Annotated in this window: 15 protein-coding genes; 3 read left to right on the top strand and 12 right to left on the bottom strand. The window is 65.6% G+C overall.

Annotated features, from left to right (window positions below; genetic code table 11):
* Window positions 1-104: 104 nt before the first annotated feature.
* The 3 genes from AC1POX_RS01140 to arfB form a co-directional block, all read right to left on the bottom strand.
* Window positions 105-1,121, bottom strand: a complete 1,017-nt coding sequence (locus tag AC1POX_RS01140) for an isoaspartyl peptidase/L-asparaginase family protein (RefSeq protein WP_372356650.1) — start codon at window positions 1,119-1,121, stop codon at window positions 105-107.
* 88 nt (window positions 1,122-1,209) lie between these two features.
* Window positions 1,210-1,839, bottom strand: a complete 630-nt coding sequence (locus AC1POX_RS01135; protein WP_031420683.1) for a lysophosphatidylcholine acyltransferase — start codon at window positions 1,837-1,839, stop codon at window positions 1,210-1,212.
* Between the two features lie 2 nt (window positions 1,840-1,841).
* The gene (arfB, locus tag AC1POX_RS01130) at window positions 1,842-2,273 is read right to left on the bottom strand and encodes an alternative ribosome rescue aminoacyl-tRNA hydrolase ArfB (RefSeq protein WP_005912264.1); all 432 of its coding nucleotides are present in this window, start codon (window positions 2,271-2,273) and stop codon (window positions 1,842-1,844) included.
* A gap of 55 nt (window positions 2,274-2,328) precedes the next feature.
* Between arfB and AC1POX_RS01125 the strand changes: the two genes are divergently transcribed.
* Window positions 2,329-2,907, top strand: coding sequence for a DUF2059 domain-containing protein (locus AC1POX_RS01125; RefSeq protein ID WP_057681362.1), 579 nt, complete (start codon window positions 2,329-2,331; stop codon window positions 2,905-2,907).
* Between the two features lie 178 nt (window positions 2,908-3,085).
* On the opposite strand, the gene AC1POX_RS01120 is transcribed toward AC1POX_RS01125, so the two are convergent.
* From AC1POX_RS01120 to AC1POX_RS01105, 4 genes are all read right to left on the bottom strand, one after another.
* Window positions 3,086-3,838 carry a pseudouridine synthase gene (locus AC1POX_RS01120; protein WP_031420679.1) on the bottom strand — a complete coding sequence of 251 codons (753 nt, stop codon included), beginning with the start codon at window positions 3,836-3,838 and terminating at the stop codon, window positions 3,086-3,088.
* A gap of 260 nt (window positions 3,839-4,098) precedes the next feature.
* The gene (locus AC1POX_RS01115; protein ID WP_372356649.1) at window positions 4,099-4,602 is read right to left on the bottom strand and encodes a cupin domain-containing protein; all 504 of its coding nucleotides are present in this window, start codon (window positions 4,600-4,602) and stop codon (window positions 4,099-4,101) included.
* Window positions 4,603-4,611: 9 nt separating this feature from the next.
* A complete protein-coding gene (gene ubiB, locus AC1POX_RS01110; RefSeq protein ID WP_008572222.1) occupies window positions 4,612-6,285 on the bottom strand; it encodes a ubiquinone biosynthesis regulatory protein kinase UbiB in 1,674 nt (557 codons plus the stop codon).
* Complete coding sequence (locus AC1POX_RS01105; RefSeq protein ID WP_014089017.1) at window positions 6,282-6,926, bottom strand: ubiquinone biosynthesis accessory factor UbiJ; 645 nt, start codon at window positions 6,924-6,926, stop codon at window positions 6,282-6,284. Before AC1POX_RS01105 ends, ubiB begins: the two co-directional genes overlap by 4 nt.
* A 234-nt stretch (window positions 6,927-7,160) precedes the next feature.
* Between AC1POX_RS01105 and ddlA the strand changes: the two genes are divergently transcribed.
* Window positions 7,161-8,264 (top strand): D-alanine--D-alanine ligase, encoded by a 1,104-nt coding sequence (ddlA, locus tag AC1POX_RS01100; RefSeq protein ID WP_109290521.1) that lies wholly within the window; start codon window positions 7,161-7,163, stop codon window positions 8,262-8,264.
* A 188-nt stretch (window positions 8,265-8,452) separates the two neighbouring features.
* Here ddlA and AC1POX_RS01095 read toward each other — a convergent pair whose 3' ends face one another.
* From AC1POX_RS01095 to oleC, 3 genes are all read right to left on the bottom strand, one after another.
* A complete protein-coding gene (locus tag AC1POX_RS01095; protein WP_003468167.1) occupies window positions 8,453-8,611 on the bottom strand; it encodes a DUF1328 domain-containing protein in 159 nt (52 codons plus the stop codon).
* A 64-nt stretch (window positions 8,612-8,675) separates the two neighbouring features.
* Window positions 8,676-9,686: a 2-alkyl-3-oxoalkanoate reductase gene (oleD, locus tag AC1POX_RS01090; RefSeq protein ID WP_008572201.1), complete on the bottom strand. Its 1,011-nt coding sequence runs from the start codon at window positions 9,684-9,686 to the stop codon at window positions 8,676-8,678.
* Between the two features lie 231 nt (window positions 9,687-9,917).
* Entirely contained in the window at window positions 9,918-11,579 is a 1,662-nt protein-coding gene (gene oleC, locus AC1POX_RS01085) for an olefin beta-lactone synthetase (RefSeq protein ID WP_372356648.1), read from the bottom strand.
* Between the two features lie 320 nt (window positions 11,580-11,899).
* Here oleC and AC1POX_RS01080 point away from each other — a divergent pair, with 320 nt between their 5' ends.
* Window positions 11,900-12,283: a YkgJ family cysteine cluster protein gene (locus tag AC1POX_RS01080; protein ID WP_008572198.1), complete on the top strand. Its 384-nt coding sequence runs from the start codon at window positions 11,900-11,902 to the stop codon at window positions 12,281-12,283.
* Window positions 12,284-12,438: 155 nt separating this feature from the next.
* On the opposite strand, the gene AC1POX_RS01075 is transcribed toward AC1POX_RS01080, so the two are convergent.
* Both AC1POX_RS01075 and fic read right to left on the bottom strand, forming a co-directional pair.
* Complete coding sequence (locus tag AC1POX_RS01075; RefSeq protein WP_014089013.1) at window positions 12,439-13,341, bottom strand: alpha/beta fold hydrolase; 903 nt, start codon at window positions 13,339-13,341, stop codon at window positions 12,439-12,441.
* 148 nt (window positions 13,342-13,489) lie between these two features.
* The gene (fic, locus tag AC1POX_RS01070) at window positions 13,490-14,629 is read right to left on the bottom strand and encodes a protein adenylyltransferase Fic (RefSeq protein WP_372356647.1); all 1,140 of its coding nucleotides are present in this window, start codon (window positions 14,627-14,629) and stop codon (window positions 13,490-13,492) included.
* Window positions 14,630-14,687 lie beyond the last annotated feature (58 nt).

Below are 14,687 nucleotides of genomic sequence, written 5' to 3'. Positions count from 1 at the left end.
TGTGATTCCTGAGTGGGTAGTGCAGCCGGCCACGCTAGCGGGTTTCGCGCCCGCTGGCATGTGCCGTTGGATTGGGTCGACGGACGCGGTTGGGGATGGCGGCGCTACAGCGTCTCGTCCTTGAAAATCGCCACATGCGGGGTGCCGTCGGCACCGATCCAGCCGCGGTACATGCCCTCGGTATTGAAGGGAAACGCCAGGTTGCCCTGTGCATCCAGCGCGATGGCGCCGCCGTCGCCGCCGGCCTTTGGGATCTGCTGGTCGATCACGGTCTCGGCCGCCTGCTGCAGCGATTGTCCGGCGTATTTCATGCGCGCGCAGATGTCGTAGGCCGCCACAGCGCGGATGTAGAACTCGCCCCAACCGGTGCCCGACACCGCGCATTGGCTGTTGGCATAGGTGCCGGCGCCGATGATGGGCGCATCGCCCACGCGGCCGTAGCGCTTGTTGGTCATGCCGCCGGTGGAGGTGCCAGCGGCCAGATGGCCGTCGCGGTCCAGCGCCAGCGCACCGACCGTGCCGAAATGCTTGGCGGTTTCCAGGTCCAGCTGCGCCTGCGCCTGCCGATCGCCAGCCTCGGCCTTGAGCGCCTTCTGCAGCTGCTTCCAGCGCTTGTCGGTGCGGAAATAGCTGGGGTCGACCAGGGCGACGCCTTGCTCGCGCGCGAATTGCTCGGCGCCGTTGCCGACCAGCATGACGTGCCTGGAGTGGTCCATCACGCTGCGCGCCAGCTGGATCGGGTTCTTGACCGTGTGCACGCCGGCAATCGCGCCGGCCTTGCCGCTGGCGCCGTCCATGATGGCCGCGTCCAGTTCGTTCCTGCCGTCGTGGGTAAACACCGCACCACGCCCCGCATTGAACTGCGGTGCGTCCTCCAGCACGGTGATGGTGGCGGCCACTGCATCCACCGCACTGCCACCGCGGTTCAACACCGCGTGCCCGGCGCGCAGTGCGCGTTGCATCGCCTCGCGCGCCTGCGCCTGCTCGTCCTTGGAAAGGCTGGATTTCTCCACGCCCGCACCACCATGGATCACCAGCATCGGCGTGGCTGCGAGCGCCGGGCCGGCGATGAGCAGCAGAGAAAGCGACAGACACAACGCGCGTGCGCACCTAGCGATCATGAAGTGCCTCGATGGAATGCATATTCGACGACAGGCGCACCGGTTCACCAACCAACGCCGACGATCCTTCAACCGCGCGCCACGCCACTCACAACGTATCGCGATGCTTGCCGCGCCACGGCCGGTACCAGGTGCGGATGGCGGCGATATCGGCGGCCATGTCGTTACCGGTCCAGAACGGCTCGCCGATGCCAACGGTCTTGCTGGGGTAGTCGAAATACACCGGCAGGATCGGCACCTTGGCATCGGAGGCGATCTTCCAGAAGCCGGCCTTCCACTGTTCCACCCGCTTGCGCGTGCCTTCGGGGGTGATCACGTACCACATCTGCTCGGAGTTACGGATCAGCCGCACCGCCTGGCCGATGGTGCCCTGTGGCGAGCTGCGGTCCAGCGGAATGCCGCCGAGCTTGCGCAGCAGCGGGCCCAGCGGCCACCAGAACAGCTGCGCCTTGCCCAGCACGCGCACTTCAAAACCCAGCGCGAACTTGGCCGCAAAGCCCAAAAAGCCGTCCCAGTTGGACGAATGCGGGGCCACGATCATGACCAGCTTGGGCTCGTCGGGCAGCCGCCCGAGCAGGCGCCAGCCGGTCACGCGCAAGGCGGTACGGCCCAGCCAACGGATGAAGCGGCCATGGGCACGCGGCATCCGGGGCGGAGATGGCTGCAGCAGGATGTTGGCCTGTGTTACCGGTGGCAACGACGGGTCGGGTTGACTCACGCTTACTCCCAGTGGGACGCAGAGCGTCCACGCTTGATTTGGCTGCGTTCCCGCTTGGCATCCAGCCGCCGCAGCTTGGCACCATGACTCGGTTTGGTGGCGACCCGGCGCTTGGGCACCGACAGGCACGCACTGATGATTTCGACCAGCCGCTCGCGCGCATCGTCGCGGTTGCGGTCCTGGGTGCGGAAGCGCTGCGCGTCGATCACCAGCACGCCGTCGGCCGTCATGCGGCGGTCGCGCCGCGACAGCAGCCGCGCCCGCAGCGGCTCGGGCAGCGACGGCGACCCAGCCACGTCGAAACGCAGCTCCACCGCGGTGGAGACCTTGTTGACGTTCTGCCCGCCGGCGCCGCTGGCACGCACGAAGCGTTCGACGAGTTCGCTGGGCGGAATCGTCAGGCTGGGGGTGATCTGGATCGGGTCGCTGGCCATGTTCGCCGATTGTATCGGCAGCGGCGTGGACGCGCGCGCGAACGCCGGCTCCCGTATGCTGCGGCCGGTCCCCCGTTTGCAGGATGCTCCGATGACACCTACCCATTCGCTCACTGCCACGCGCCACCTTGCGTGCCGGCTGCTGCTGTCGGCCCTGCTGGCCGTGGCTGCCCCGGCGGCATTGGCGCAGGCGCCCAGCGATGCCGACATCAACCGCCTGCTGGCCGCCTCGCGCGCGCAGACCATGCTGGATACGATGCTGCCGCAGATCGAAGCACTGCAGCAGCAGCAATTCGCCCAGCTCACCGCACAGCGTCAGCTCGACCCCGACCAACAGGCGCAGCTGCAACGCATCCAGGAACGCACCCGCCAGACCGTGCGCAAGGCGCTGTCGTGGTCGGAACTGCGCCCGATGTATGTGGATATCTACAAGCGCTCGTTCTCGCGCGAGGACGTGCTGGCCATGGCCGAGTTCTACGAGAGCTCGGCCGGCCAGAGCCTGCTCGACAAGACCCCCGCCCTGACCCAGAACCTGATGGGCGCCATCCAGCAAAGGATGCTGCCGCTGTTTGCCGACCTGCAGAAGGACCTGGAGAAGATCGTCAACGAACCTGCGCCGGCCAAGAAGCCCTGAAAGGCGGGGAATGGGGAATGGGGAATCGTCAGAGCTTGCTTTGCTGGGGCCTTGAGTTAGCGGAGAGTGGCACGCGCGTTGACCAGGCGGGCTGAGCGCGCGCCCTCATCCGCCTCTGCGGCGCCCCTCCCCCCCGTAGGACGATCAGGGCGCTCCCGCGCGACAGCGGTGGCGCCACCTACAACTGCGCCACGTCCCAACCAAACAACGCACACGCCTTGGTGAACTCCGCATCCAGCGGCGCGGTGATGCTGATGCGCCGGCCACCGCCCGGATGCGGAAATCCCAGGCGTTCGGCGTGCAGCAACATGCGGTGGATGCCGAGCATGCGGAAACTGCGGTTGTGGCGGCCGTCGCCGTGGCTGGTGTCGCCGATCATGTGATGGGACAGGTGCTTCATATGCCGGCGAATCTGCCGGAAGCGGCCGGTCTGCGGCTGACAGCGCAGCAGTGCGTAGCGCGAGGTGGTGAACCCGGTGGAAGGAATCTCCAGCTCGCCGGTGGCCAGACGCTGGAAATGCGTCACGGCCGGCTTCTTGACCGGCTTGCCCGGCCCGCCGTCCAGGTCATGGTCGACGATGAAGCGCTCCTCGGCCGGCCAGCCGCGACAGACGGTGAGATAATCTTTCTCCACCTCGCCCGCCATCAAGGCCTTGCCCAGCGCACTGGCGCTGTCGCGATCGAAGGCCAGCAGCAGGCAGCCGCTGGTGGCGCGGTCGAGCCGGTGCACCAGAAAGATCGGCTTGCCCAGCTGCTCGCGCAGACGGTCGGCCAGGAAGTCGTCCTCCCCACGCGCCAGCTTGCTGTCATGGACCATCAGGCCGGCAGGTTTGTCGACGACGGCCAGGACATCGTCCTGGTAGAGAATCTGCAGATGCTTGGGGGATATGCTCACCGGCGGATTATCCGCATCGCCGACACCGCATGCCACTGCATCGCCGCTGCCGAGCGGCGAACACCGCAACTGTTCTGTCACCAGGCCACGCGCACGGCAATGGCTGCGGCCTGGACCGCTCGCACGGTGCAACTGCTGCGCGCTCCACACGCAACTGATGCCTGCCCGCTGCATGGGTGGTTGCTTCACGTCTCACTTGCCCCAACCACGCCAGCGTCAGGGCAGCAGAAGGATGCGCGTATTGCGGTGTGTTGCGCCATCGTGCAACGCCAACAGATGGACCACCACCGGCGCGCTCAGTAGGGCGTGCCGTCCTTGTGCCGGTACGCGCGCTGCCCGTCCGCCACGGGGACCAGCATCAGGTCATCGTCCGGATAGGTCACGCAATCGCCGGCACTGCGGTCGCCCACTTCCAGGTACGTCACCATCGCCTGGCTGCGATTGATCAGGCAATGCGCATCGCCGTCGCCGGCGCGGAAGCCAACGCACATGCCCGGCTGCAGCAACTGCTCGCCGGCGTTGGTGATCAGGCTGGGCGCGCCGCTGACGATGTAGACGAACTCGTCCTGTTGCGAATGCCCGTGCCGCAGCGCCGAACGTGCACCCGGCGCCAGCGTGGTCAGGTTGACGCCGAAGTTGCGCAGCCCGAACACCTCGCCCAGTGCACGCTTCTGGCGGCCGCCCATCTGCGCGGCGAACACCGGCGGATAGCTGGATTCTTGCGTGCGCGGTGGCGCATCCAGCGCAGCAATCGCCGCTACGGGTGTGCTTGCGTCCAAGGTATCGGTTGCGTCGGGCATCGTCGTCCCCTATCGCCGCAACCAGGCGACCAGCAGCGCGGCTGAACCGGCGCCGCCGCTGATCCAGCTCCACACCGGCACCGTACCCAGGTACCAACCATCCGGATGCAGTCCATAGAGCACGGCCGCGACCACCAGTAACCCGCTGCCGGTGATGGCGGTCACCACGCGGGTCTGCAGCTTGCGCAGGCTCAGGTCCAGGGCGAGCAGTTCGGGCGAGCGGATGTCGATCTGATGGCGGCCTTCCACCTGCTGCTTCAGCCAGCTGTGCACCAGGCGCGGCATGTCCGGCGCATGGGTCATGATCTCCGGCAACCGCTTGCCCAGTTCGCGCAGCACGCGGCGCGGGCTGTAACGCTCGCGCAGGATGCGTTCGAGCACCGGTCGCGCCACCGCCCAGATATCCAGCTTGGGGTCCAGCTGCCGGCCCACGCCTTCGATATTGAGCAGCGTTTTTTGCAGCAAGATCAGCTGCGGCTGCAGGGTCAACTCATAGCGCTGCGCCACGCGGAACAATTTGATCAGCACCTGCGCCAGCGAAATCTCCGACAACGGCCGGGTGAAATACGGCTCGCATACCGAGCGCGCGGCCGCTTCCAGTTCGTCGATGCGCACGTTGCTGGGCATCCAGCCGGCCTCCACGTGCAACTCGGCCATGCGGCGGTAATCCTTGTGGAAGATCGCCATGAAGTTCTCGGCCAGGTAGTACTGATCTTCCTGCGAGAGCTGGCCCATGATGCCGAAATCCAGCGCAATGAAGCGCGGATTGAGCCGGCGTTCCGGGTCCGAATCGACCCAGATGTTGCCGGCGTGCGCATCGGCATGGAAGAAGTTGTCGCGAAATACCTGGGTGTAGAACACGCGTACGCCCTTGGCCGCGAGCGCCTTGCGATCGATGCCCGCCGCATCGAGCTTGGCGATGTCGTCGGATGGAATGCCGTACACGCGCTCCAGCGTGAGCGCGCGCTCGGCGGTGTGCGACCAGATCACTTCCGGCACGTACAGATCGTCCGAGCCTTCCCAGAACCGGCGCAATACGCTGGCGTTGGCGCCTTCGCGCTGCAGGTCCAGTTCGGCGGCCAGCGTGCCTTCGATCTCGGCCACCACTTCACGCGGACGGATCTTGTCGGCACGCGGGTGGGTGCGCTCGACCAAAGTGGCCAGCGAGTGCAGCAACGCGATATCGGCATCGATCTGGCGTTCGATGTCCGGACGCAGCACCTTGACCACCACTTCGCGGCGCACGCCGTTGGCATCGGGCGGCAACGTGGCCGCATGCACCTGCGCGATCGACGCCGAGGCCAGCGGCACGGTATCGAAGCTGGCAAACGCCACGCTGACCGGCAGGCCGAGTGCGGCTTCGACGATCAGGCGCGCGGCCTGGCCATCGAACGGCTTGACCCGGTCCTGCAGCAAGGTGAGTTCTTCGGCCACGTCGGCCGGAATCAGATCGCGCCGGGTGGACAGAATCTGCCCGAACTTGACGAAGATCGGCCCCAGCTCCTGTAGCGCCAGGCGCAGCCGCGCACCGCGCGATTGCGCGGCGATTTCGGCGCTGGCACGCGGCACGAAGGGCTTGGCCAAACGCAACCAGCGCTCGGCCGGGGTGCCTTCCAGCAAGGCATCCAGGCGATAGCGCAGGATCACCCGGCCGATGCGGCTTGCCCGCAGGATCGCCTTCATGCCGTGCCTCCGCTCGCACGCAGGCGGCGCACGCGCGCGGCCAGCCGTTCGACGTCATCGCGTAGCTCGTCCACGTCGTCATGGAAAGCCTCGAGCTCGGCGCGTGGCACCACATCGCGCGATTCTTCGGTGACGAATTCGGCCGCGCTCTGCGCCAGATTCACCGCACTGCGACGTGCCTGCTGCAGCGCTGCGCGCACCGCGCCGGCGATCTGCACGCCCAGGATGTCGCCGAACACCGTAACGAACGGCAACTGCCAATCCGGGTCGAAGCGGCCGGCCAGTTGCTGCAGCTGGCGCGCCAGTTCGGCGTCGCCGGAAACCTTGAGCCGACCGGCCGGCGCGCCGGTGCGACGTGCGTTGGCCAGCAGCGGCAGTTGCCCGAGCAAGCCGGCCAGGCTGCTGCGCACCGCCAGGTCAGGTTCCTGTGCCTGATCGACCGGGCCGACCAGCAACCGGCGCTCGTGCACGCGGATCTGCAGGGCCAGCGCGGGCGCCTCCAGGGTCAGCGCGATGCGCTGGCCTTCCAGCGGCAGCAGGGCGTCGCGGGTATCCGGGTCCAGCGCCAGCGCACGGTTGAGCGCTGCCTGCAGGGCCTGGCCGGCGAGCGGCTTGAGGGAATTGAAGAGTGATCCGGGCATGCCCGCATTCTACCGCCCCTGCATGTCGCAGCTGCCCGACGGCGGTGTGGCACGTGCGCCGGCTGTCGGTACGGCGGTCGTGCGGTCGTTGCGACGGCAGGTTGCCGGGCACCGCGGCGCATGGTCAGGCGCATCGGGCACGCCGGCGTTGTTCGCCATGGTTGGCTGCAGCACGACTTCCTTCAGCGCATACGCCACAGGCATCCTGTCCACTTCCAATGGCAGGAGCAGGCAATGCGCATGATTCGGGTCGGCCTCATCTTCGGTGGCAAATCGGCCGAGCACGAGGTCTCGTTGCAATCGGCGCGCAATATCCTGGATGCACTAGACCCGCAACGCTTCGAGCCGGTGCTGATCGGTATCGACAAGCAAGGCCAGTGGCACGTCAACGACCCCGACAGCTTCCTGCTGCATGCCGACGACCCGGCGCGCATTGCGCTGCATCGTAGCGGGCGCGGCGTAGCGCTGCTGCCGGGCGCGCAACAGCAGCAGGTGCGGCCGATCCAGCCGGAGCAGGCGCTGGCGCAGATCGATGTGGTGTTCCCTATCGTGCACGGCACCCTGGGCGAGGACGGCTCGCTGCAGGGGCTGCTGCGCATGGCCAACCTGCCCTTCGTGGGCTCCGGCGTACTGGGCTCGGCGGTCGCGATGGACAAGGACATGGCCAAGCGCGTGTTGCGCGATGCCGGGCTGGCGGTGGCGCCGTTCGTCTGCTTCAACCGCCACACCGCCGCGATGGCCGATGTAGAGGCGTTGATCGCGCAGTTTGGCTTGCCGCTGTTCGTCAAACCGGCCAACCAGGGCTCGTCGGTCGGCGTCAGCCAGGTGCGCAGCGCCGATCAGTTCGCCGCTGCACTCGCCTTGGCCTTGGCCTACGACCACAAGGTGTTGGTGGAAGCGGCCATTGCCGGGCGCGAAATCGAATGTGCCGTGCTGGGCAATGCCACACCCCAGGCCAGCGTCTGCGGCGAGGTGGTGGTGCACGACGCGTTCTATTCGTACCAGACCAAATACATCAGCGAACACGGCGCGGAGATCGTGATTCCGGCCGACATTGATGCGCGGACCCAGCAGCGCATCCAGCAAATCGCGGTGCAGGCTTACCAGGCGCTGGACTGTGCAGGCCTGGCGCGGGTGGATGTCTTCCTGTGCGCCGATGGACGCATCGTGATCAACGAGGTCAACACGCTGCCGGGCTTCACCCGCATCAGCATGTATCCGAAATTGTGGCAGGCAAGCGGGCTGGACTATCGCAGCCTGATCACGCGGTTGATCGAGCTTGCACTAGAACGGCATGCCGGCGACCAATTACTGCGCAGTGCGGTCCAATTGCCTTGATAGCGCTGCCGCCGTTACATCGCATACAAGCGCGCGACCACGACCACGACGCCGCGCTTGTAACCACCATTGCACATTCAAAATGCGCGCATCTCCGGCCACAACGCACAGGGCCCGCATCCTTGCGGAAGCGGGCCCTGTGAGCGCCAACCGGCAGCGCCGCTGCCGTGACGTATCGCAGCTAAGCGTTATACCTTGCCGCGACGGAACATCGAGATCACTGCCAGGATCAGGAACACCACGAACAGGATCCAGGCGATGTTGGTCGCCGCACCGGCGATACCGCTAAAGCCCAGCACAGCAGCGATGATGGCGATGACGAAAAAGATGATGGCGTAATGCAGCATGGCAAGGTATCCAGAAGTTGTCGTGCCGAATCGGCGCAGACGTATCTTGTGGATATGCCGGTCTTTATCCGGTGATGGCGATGTCGTTGGAAGATGAGGATCGCAGCCGTTGCAGGCCTTCTTCGATGCTGATGCGCGGTACATAGCCGAAGTCGCGACGTGCCGGCTCCATGCTGTACCAATGCGGCGTACACAGCTGTTCCACCAGAAAACGCGTCAACGGCACCTCGCCTGGCAGACGCAACAGTGGCCATAGCGTTTCGCACACGGCGCCGATGCGGTAGGCGGTGTTGAACGACAGCGAGCGCGTGACTGCCGGCGCATCCACCGCAGCCAGCAAACGATTGAGCAACTCGCGCATCGGCAGCGGTTCGCCATTGGAAATGAAGTACGCCTTGCCTGCGCAGGCAGCGCCCACGGCAAGGTGCTCGAACGCATCGAAATGCGCCTGCGCGGCGTTGTCGATGTACGTGCTGTCGACCAGGTTGCTGCCATCGCCGACCATGCGCAGCCGCCCGGCACGCGCACGCGCGGCCAGGCGCGGCAACAAGTGATTGTCGCCCGGCCCCCAGATCAGGCGCGGTCGCAGCGCCACTGTCGCCAACTGGGCATCATTGGCCGCCAGCACTGCACGCTCGGCAATGGCCTTGGTCGCCGCGTAGGCGGCGCGCAGATTCTCGCCATACGGCACTTCATCGGCACCGAGTCCTTCCACCGGATTGGTGGCGCGATGGGTGACGCTGGGCGTGGAGGTATAGATCAACCGCGGCACGCCGTTGGCGCGACAGGCCTCGATCACGTTCTGCGTGCCCACCACATTGGCCTGGTGATAGCTGTCGTAACTGCCCCATGCGCCGGCCTTGGCGGCATTGTGGAACACCGCATCGATACCGGCGAAGGCATGCCGCACCGCCTGCGGGTCGGCCAGGTCGCCGCGGATCTGGCCCACGCCCAGGCGTTGCAGCACCGGGTAATCGCCGCGCTGGAAGCTCACCACCTCGTGCCCACGCGCGCGCAGGCCGCGGCACAACGCCTGGCCAAGAAAGCCGCCACCACCGGTCACCAATACCTTCATCGCACCACACCTCGCCTCTGAGGGACGACACCATAGCCGGCCACACCCGACTTGGCGATCTTGCGTCGACGCGCGGCCGTGCAGGCTGCCGTCGAGGGCCGCAGCGACCAACAGACACTGCGCCTAATCCCTGGCGGGCGGGTGGGTGCGGTGATCGGAATCGACCGCTTGCGCGCTGCAATTTACGAGTGCGCCATCCATACCCGCCTGACTACTAGGCGCTGCCTGTTGTCATCCGTTCTTATGCAGCTGCTGCGCTGCCCACACCGCCAGCGTTTCGCGGCCGATCTTGGCGTTGTGGCGGATGTCGACCGGAAAACCGGAGTGGCGCAGGAAACGCGCGATACCTGCGGTGTGCGGGCGGGCAGCGCCCAGCGCGCGTAGGTCGCTTTCCACCTGTGCGAACGCCGTCGCAGACACCCCCGGCTGCAACTCCACGCACAGCACCGGTTGCTGCTGTCCGGGCGCACCCACGCCCACCAGCGCGGTGCGCCGCACCTGCGGATGCACGTTGAACACCGGCTCCACCTGTTCGGTGTACAGCGGGCCGCTGGCGGTTTCCACGCGCTGGGTCTTGCGCCCACAGAACCACAAGCGTCCTTCGGCGTCGAAATATCCGACATCGCCCATGCGGTGCACGACGCGCTCGCTGCCATCGCTGCGGCGTTCGCGGATCTTGGCGATGCGCGTGGCCGCATCGCGGTTGAAATAGGTGTCGGTGGCGGTAGGGCCGGCAACGGTGATCTCGCCGACCTCACCGGTCGCCAGCACGCGCACGCCACTCCAATCGGCAATGGCCGCATCGTCAATCGCAATAATGCGCACCTCATTCGGCGCGACCACCTGGCCCACACAGGTGCCGGCACCAGCCTCGGTGGCGGCGCGCGTGGCATCCAGGGTGCGCCCTTCGATCGCGGCCACCGGCAGGCATTCGGTGGCGCCGTACGGGGTCCAGAACTGTGCATCGGCCGGCAGCAGCGCGCGGATCTTCGCCACCACATCCGGTGGCACCGGTGCACCGGCCGACGTGGCCAGGCGCACGTTGGGAAGCGGCTGCCCATAGTCGGCCAGCACGCGCATCAGGGCCGGCGAACCGAACAACTGGGTGATACCGAAGCGCGCGATCGCATCATGCAACTTGCGCGGGTCGGCACTGCCCGGGCGGGTCGGATCCATGTCCGGAATCACCGAGGTCAGCCCCAGCGCCGGATCGAACAAGGCGAACGGCGGAAACGTCGGCAGATCCACCCCGCCCGGCTGCATGCCGAACGCATTGCGCAGCAATTCGATCTGCCCAACAAAGTGCCGGTGGCGATACACCACGCCCTTAGGCACGCCGGTCGAGCCGCTGGTGAACAGGATCGCCGCCACATCGTCCGGCCCGGTGTGGGCCAGCTGGCTGCCTGCGCCGGCACCATCGCGCTCCACGCGCGCCAGCGTCACCCCGCCCCAGCCATAACGTCCGCCGACGGTAACGATCTGTTTGGCAGAGCGCGCCCAGCGCAGCAAACGGCGCGCCAGCTGCGCCAGCGCAATGCCGATAAATGCCTGCGGCTGCGCTTCGTCCAGGCACTGCTTGAGCGCACGTTTGTCGATGCCGGGGTCCACCAGCACCGGCACCGCGCCAGCCTTGAACAAGGCGAACATCAGCAGGAAGAATTCCGGCGACGGCCGCACCATCACCACCGCACGCGCGCCGCGCCCGATGCCGTGGCGTGCCAGCCCGGCGGCGATCGCATCGCTGCGCGCATCCAGCTCGGCATAGCTCAAGGTCAGATCGTAGGCGGCAAACCCGTTGGCACCGCGAGCGCCCGGGCAACGGATGGCGATCTGGTCGGGGCGCTCGCGCGCCAGTTGCGGAAGGGTGGCCGCGATATTGCAGAGGGTCGTCATCTGCGCATTATCACCCATGCGCCAATGACGCCGGCCGCTGCAGGCTGCCTGAAGGCGACGCGCGGCGCGGGCGCAAGCGCGGCTCATCATCACCTGACGCCATGACGCATCGCTGCGCGACAGTACCCGACCCAATCGCCGCAACGCGTTCGCAGCGCATGCCTGGGTGCGCGGCACGCGTGGAGCGCCGCCCACCCAGGCATGGCGGCGCGCATCTGAATCGCTAACCGGTCACCGCGGCACGCTACTTGTATCGCGGCGCGGTTCGGTCAAAATGCCGCGCTTCCCACGCGATTTCGCCGCGCCAGGCTCGGCATTCCATGGCACACCCCTGCCTTACCTGCGGCGCCTGCTGCGCCTATTTCCGCGTCAGTTTCCATTGGAGCGAAGCCGATCCTGCATTGGGCGGCAGGGTGCCGATCGAGCTGACCGACGCCCTACGCACGCATGAGCGGGTGATGCGCGGCACCTCGCAGTCGCAGCCGCGCTGCATCGCGCTGGACGCGGACATCGGGCGCTACAGCCGCTGCAGCATCCACGACCGCCGCCCCTCGTCCTGCGCGGCCGTGCCGGCCTCGCTGGAATTCGGGCAGCGCAGTGCGCAATGCGATAAATCGCGTTTGGCGCACGGCCTGCACGCACTGACCGATGCCGATTGGGTTGGCGTGGACGACGCACAACGCAACCCGCTGCCGCCGGTGTAATGCCGTAGCGCAGCACCTGGTGTCGTGCTCGCAATCGCGTCGGCAGGCATCTGGCCGGGATGACCGATGCGCTGCATCGGATTTGGATGCAGTCATTCCAGTCATTGCGTGCAGTGAGCTGACGCGTAGCCGCACGCTGCTGCCGGCGCAATGCGCTAGAGCGGATTGCGCTCCAGAAACGCGCGAATCGCCGGCACCAACACCTCATGCTTGTCTTCCAGCACATAGTGATTGGCATCGTCGAATGCTGTCACTTCGGCCTGCGGCAGTGCCTTGCGAAAGCCGGCCAGGAAGTGTTTGTCGAAGCAAATGTCGCGCAGGCCCCAGGCAATGAAGACCGGACGATCGGCGAACGCAGGCAGCGCCTGCGCCGAGCGCTCCAGCAGCGACCACCCCTTGTCGGCCGGCGACAGCGGAATATCCTGCATGAAGCGGATGGTGGAGATGCGATTGCGCCAGTTGTTGTACGGCGCCACATACGCACGGCGTACATCCGACGGCATCGGCCGCGACACGCCCAACCATGAAGCGCCGGACGAGAACGCATTGAACGTGCGGATGAACCACTCGCCCAGCCGCCAGTGCCGGCCCATCGCAATCTGCCACGGCATCGGCTTTTCCGCCGGCAGCGGGAACGCTGCGGTGTTGGTGATGACCAGCCGCTTGACCTGGGCGTGATGCGACAACGCCCAGCCGAACCCGATCATGCCGCCCCAATCGTGCACCGCCAGCGTCACCGGCCCGGTGATGCCCAGATGCCGCAACAACGTATCCAGATCGTCCACGCGCGATTGCAGCGTGTAGTCATAACGCGGCTGCGCGTCGGGCGCATCGTCCGGCTTGTCGGACAGCCCCATGCCGATGTGATCGGGCACGATGCAGCGGTAGCGATCGGACAGGCCGCTCACCAGATGCCGCCACAAATAACTCCACGACGGATTGCCGTGCAGCATGACAACCACCTCGCCATCGCGCGGGCCTTCGTCCAGATACGACATCGCAACGCCGGGGCGCACTTCAAGGCGCTTGGGGGTAAAGGGGTAGCCGGGGTAATTCATGCAAAAACGCGTCCGATTCAGTTCGAGTAATTTCGCGCGGTGCAGGTGCTGCCCTGTACCGCACACAAGTGCAGATTACGTTGATTGTCACGATGCGTCCGGGCCAAGGCACGCCAACCGTAGCGGAGATTCGAGTAGATCCCAAGCGTCACTCGGCTTGCCTGGCATGCCCCCGATACGGCGGCAGTTGATGCTCGTCGCTGGACAGCAGCTGTAGAAATGCCGGATGTAGGAACAGTTTTTCTTTGCCTAAACGCTGCTCTTTCAAGACACCGATATCTACCAGTTCCTTGAGGTGACGTGCAGCGGTTTGCCTGGTCACGCCTAGCACCTCTACAACATTTTGGATGCGGCAATACGGCTGGTTGAAGATCACATCGACAAGCTCGCGGCTGTAGGCCTTCGGTGCGAGGCTGCGGACGTGATCTTGCGCCTGTGCCTCCAAGCCGCGAATCGCCTGGATTTTGGCTGTTGTCCATGCAGCAGTCTCAGCGACGGCAGCGAGCATGTAATGAATCCACTCGGCCCAGTGTCCATGCCGCGTCACGTCCAGCAGCAAGCGGTAGTAGTCGCTGCGATGTCGAATGATGTAGCGCGACAGATACAGCACCGGTACATCGAGTAATCCTTGTTCGATCAGCATCAGCAGATTCAACACCCGCCCTGTGCGACCGTTACCATCGGTAAATGGGTGGATCGCTTCGAATTGATAATGCGCAACCGCCATCCGGATCAATGGATCGACATCGGTGTGTTCGTGGATAAAGCGCTCCCAGTTCGCGAGTTTTTCGCGTAGCAGCGTTTCACCCACTGGCGGGGTATAAATGATCTGCTGGATCTGATCGTTAGTCAGCGCAGTACCAGGCACGCGACGAATCTGCATCTGCACCGCTTTGATACGACTGCACACGACAATTGCGGTTTCGGTACACAGCGGCCGCTGTCTGAGCGATTGAAAGCCTTCGTACAGCGCACTGCGGTAACGCAGGGCTTCTTTGGTCGCGGGGTTTTGGGCGCGCTCTTGGTCGTCTGCGTAGCGAAATAAATCGTCAGTGGTCGTGACGATGTTTTCGATCTCCGAGCTGGCCTGCGCCTCCAGGACCGGAATCGTATTGATCAACACGGCCGGGTTGGGTAACAACGCGGTGGCCTGTTTCAGTTCGGCCAGGGCGGTGCGTGCGACGATGCAAGCCTTGAGCAGGCTGCGGGTTTCTATATCTCCCGCCGGCGGTAGCGGCGGGAGAGCATTGTGGGGTTGACCCGGGTCGAAAGCGGGTGGTTCATCCATGGCACCTGCTCATGTTGCGAGAACGAACATGATGCAAGAACGCGTTCTAAAAATCCAT

It is taken from the genome of Xanthomonas sp. NCPPB 3442, assembly GCF_056725145.1.
The sequence above is the reverse complement of the archived record's forward strand: the minus strand, read 5'-3'. Positions and strand labels throughout refer to the sequence as shown.

Coding starts and splice junctions, on each gene's coding strand:
- arfB (WP_005912264.1), bottom strand. CDS start 2,273: ATGGCCAGCGACCCGATCCAGATCACCCCCAGCCTGACGATTCCGCCC.
- ddlA (WP_109290521.1), top strand. CDS start 7,161: ATGCGCATGATTCGGGTCGGCCTCATCTTCGGTGGCAAATCGGCCGAG.
- fic (WP_372356647.1), bottom strand. CDS start 14,629: ATGGATGAACCACCCGCTTTCGACCCGGGTCAACCCCACAATGCTCTC.
- oleD (WP_008572201.1), bottom strand. CDS start 9,686: ATGAAGGTATTGGTGACCGGTGGTGGCGGCTTTCTTGGCCAGGCGTTG.
- ubiB (WP_008572222.1), bottom strand. CDS start 6,285: ATGAAGGCGATCCTGCGGGCAAGCCGCATCGGCCGGGTGATCCTGCGC.
- AC1POX_RS01095 (WP_003468167.1), bottom strand. CDS start 8,611: ATGCTGCATTACGCCATCATCTTTTTCGTCATCGCCATCATCGCTGCT.
- oleC (WP_372356648.1), bottom strand. CDS start 11,579: ATGACGACCCTCTGCAATATCGCGGCCACCCTTCCGCAACTGGCGCGC.
- AC1POX_RS01080 (WP_008572198.1), top strand. CDS start 11,900: ATGGCACACCCCTGCCTTACCTGCGGCGCCTGCTGCGCCTATTTCCGC.
- AC1POX_RS01115 (WP_372356649.1), bottom strand. CDS start 4,602: ATGCCCGACGCAACCGATACCTTGGACGCAAGCACACCCGTAGCGGCG.
- AC1POX_RS01105 (WP_014089017.1), bottom strand. CDS start 6,926: ATGCCCGGATCACTCTTCAATTCCCTCAAGCCGCTCGCCGGCCAGGCC.
- AC1POX_RS01075 (WP_014089013.1), bottom strand. CDS start 13,341: ATGAATTACCCCGGCTACCCCTTTACCCCCAAGCGCCTTGAAGTGCGC.
- AC1POX_RS01140 (WP_372356650.1), bottom strand. CDS start 1,121: ATGATCGCTAGGTGCGCACGCGCGTTGTGTCTGTCGCTTTCTCTGCTG.
- AC1POX_RS01125 (WP_057681362.1), top strand. CDS start 2,329: ATGCTGCGGCCGGTCCCCCGTTTGCAGGATGCTCCGATGACACCTACC.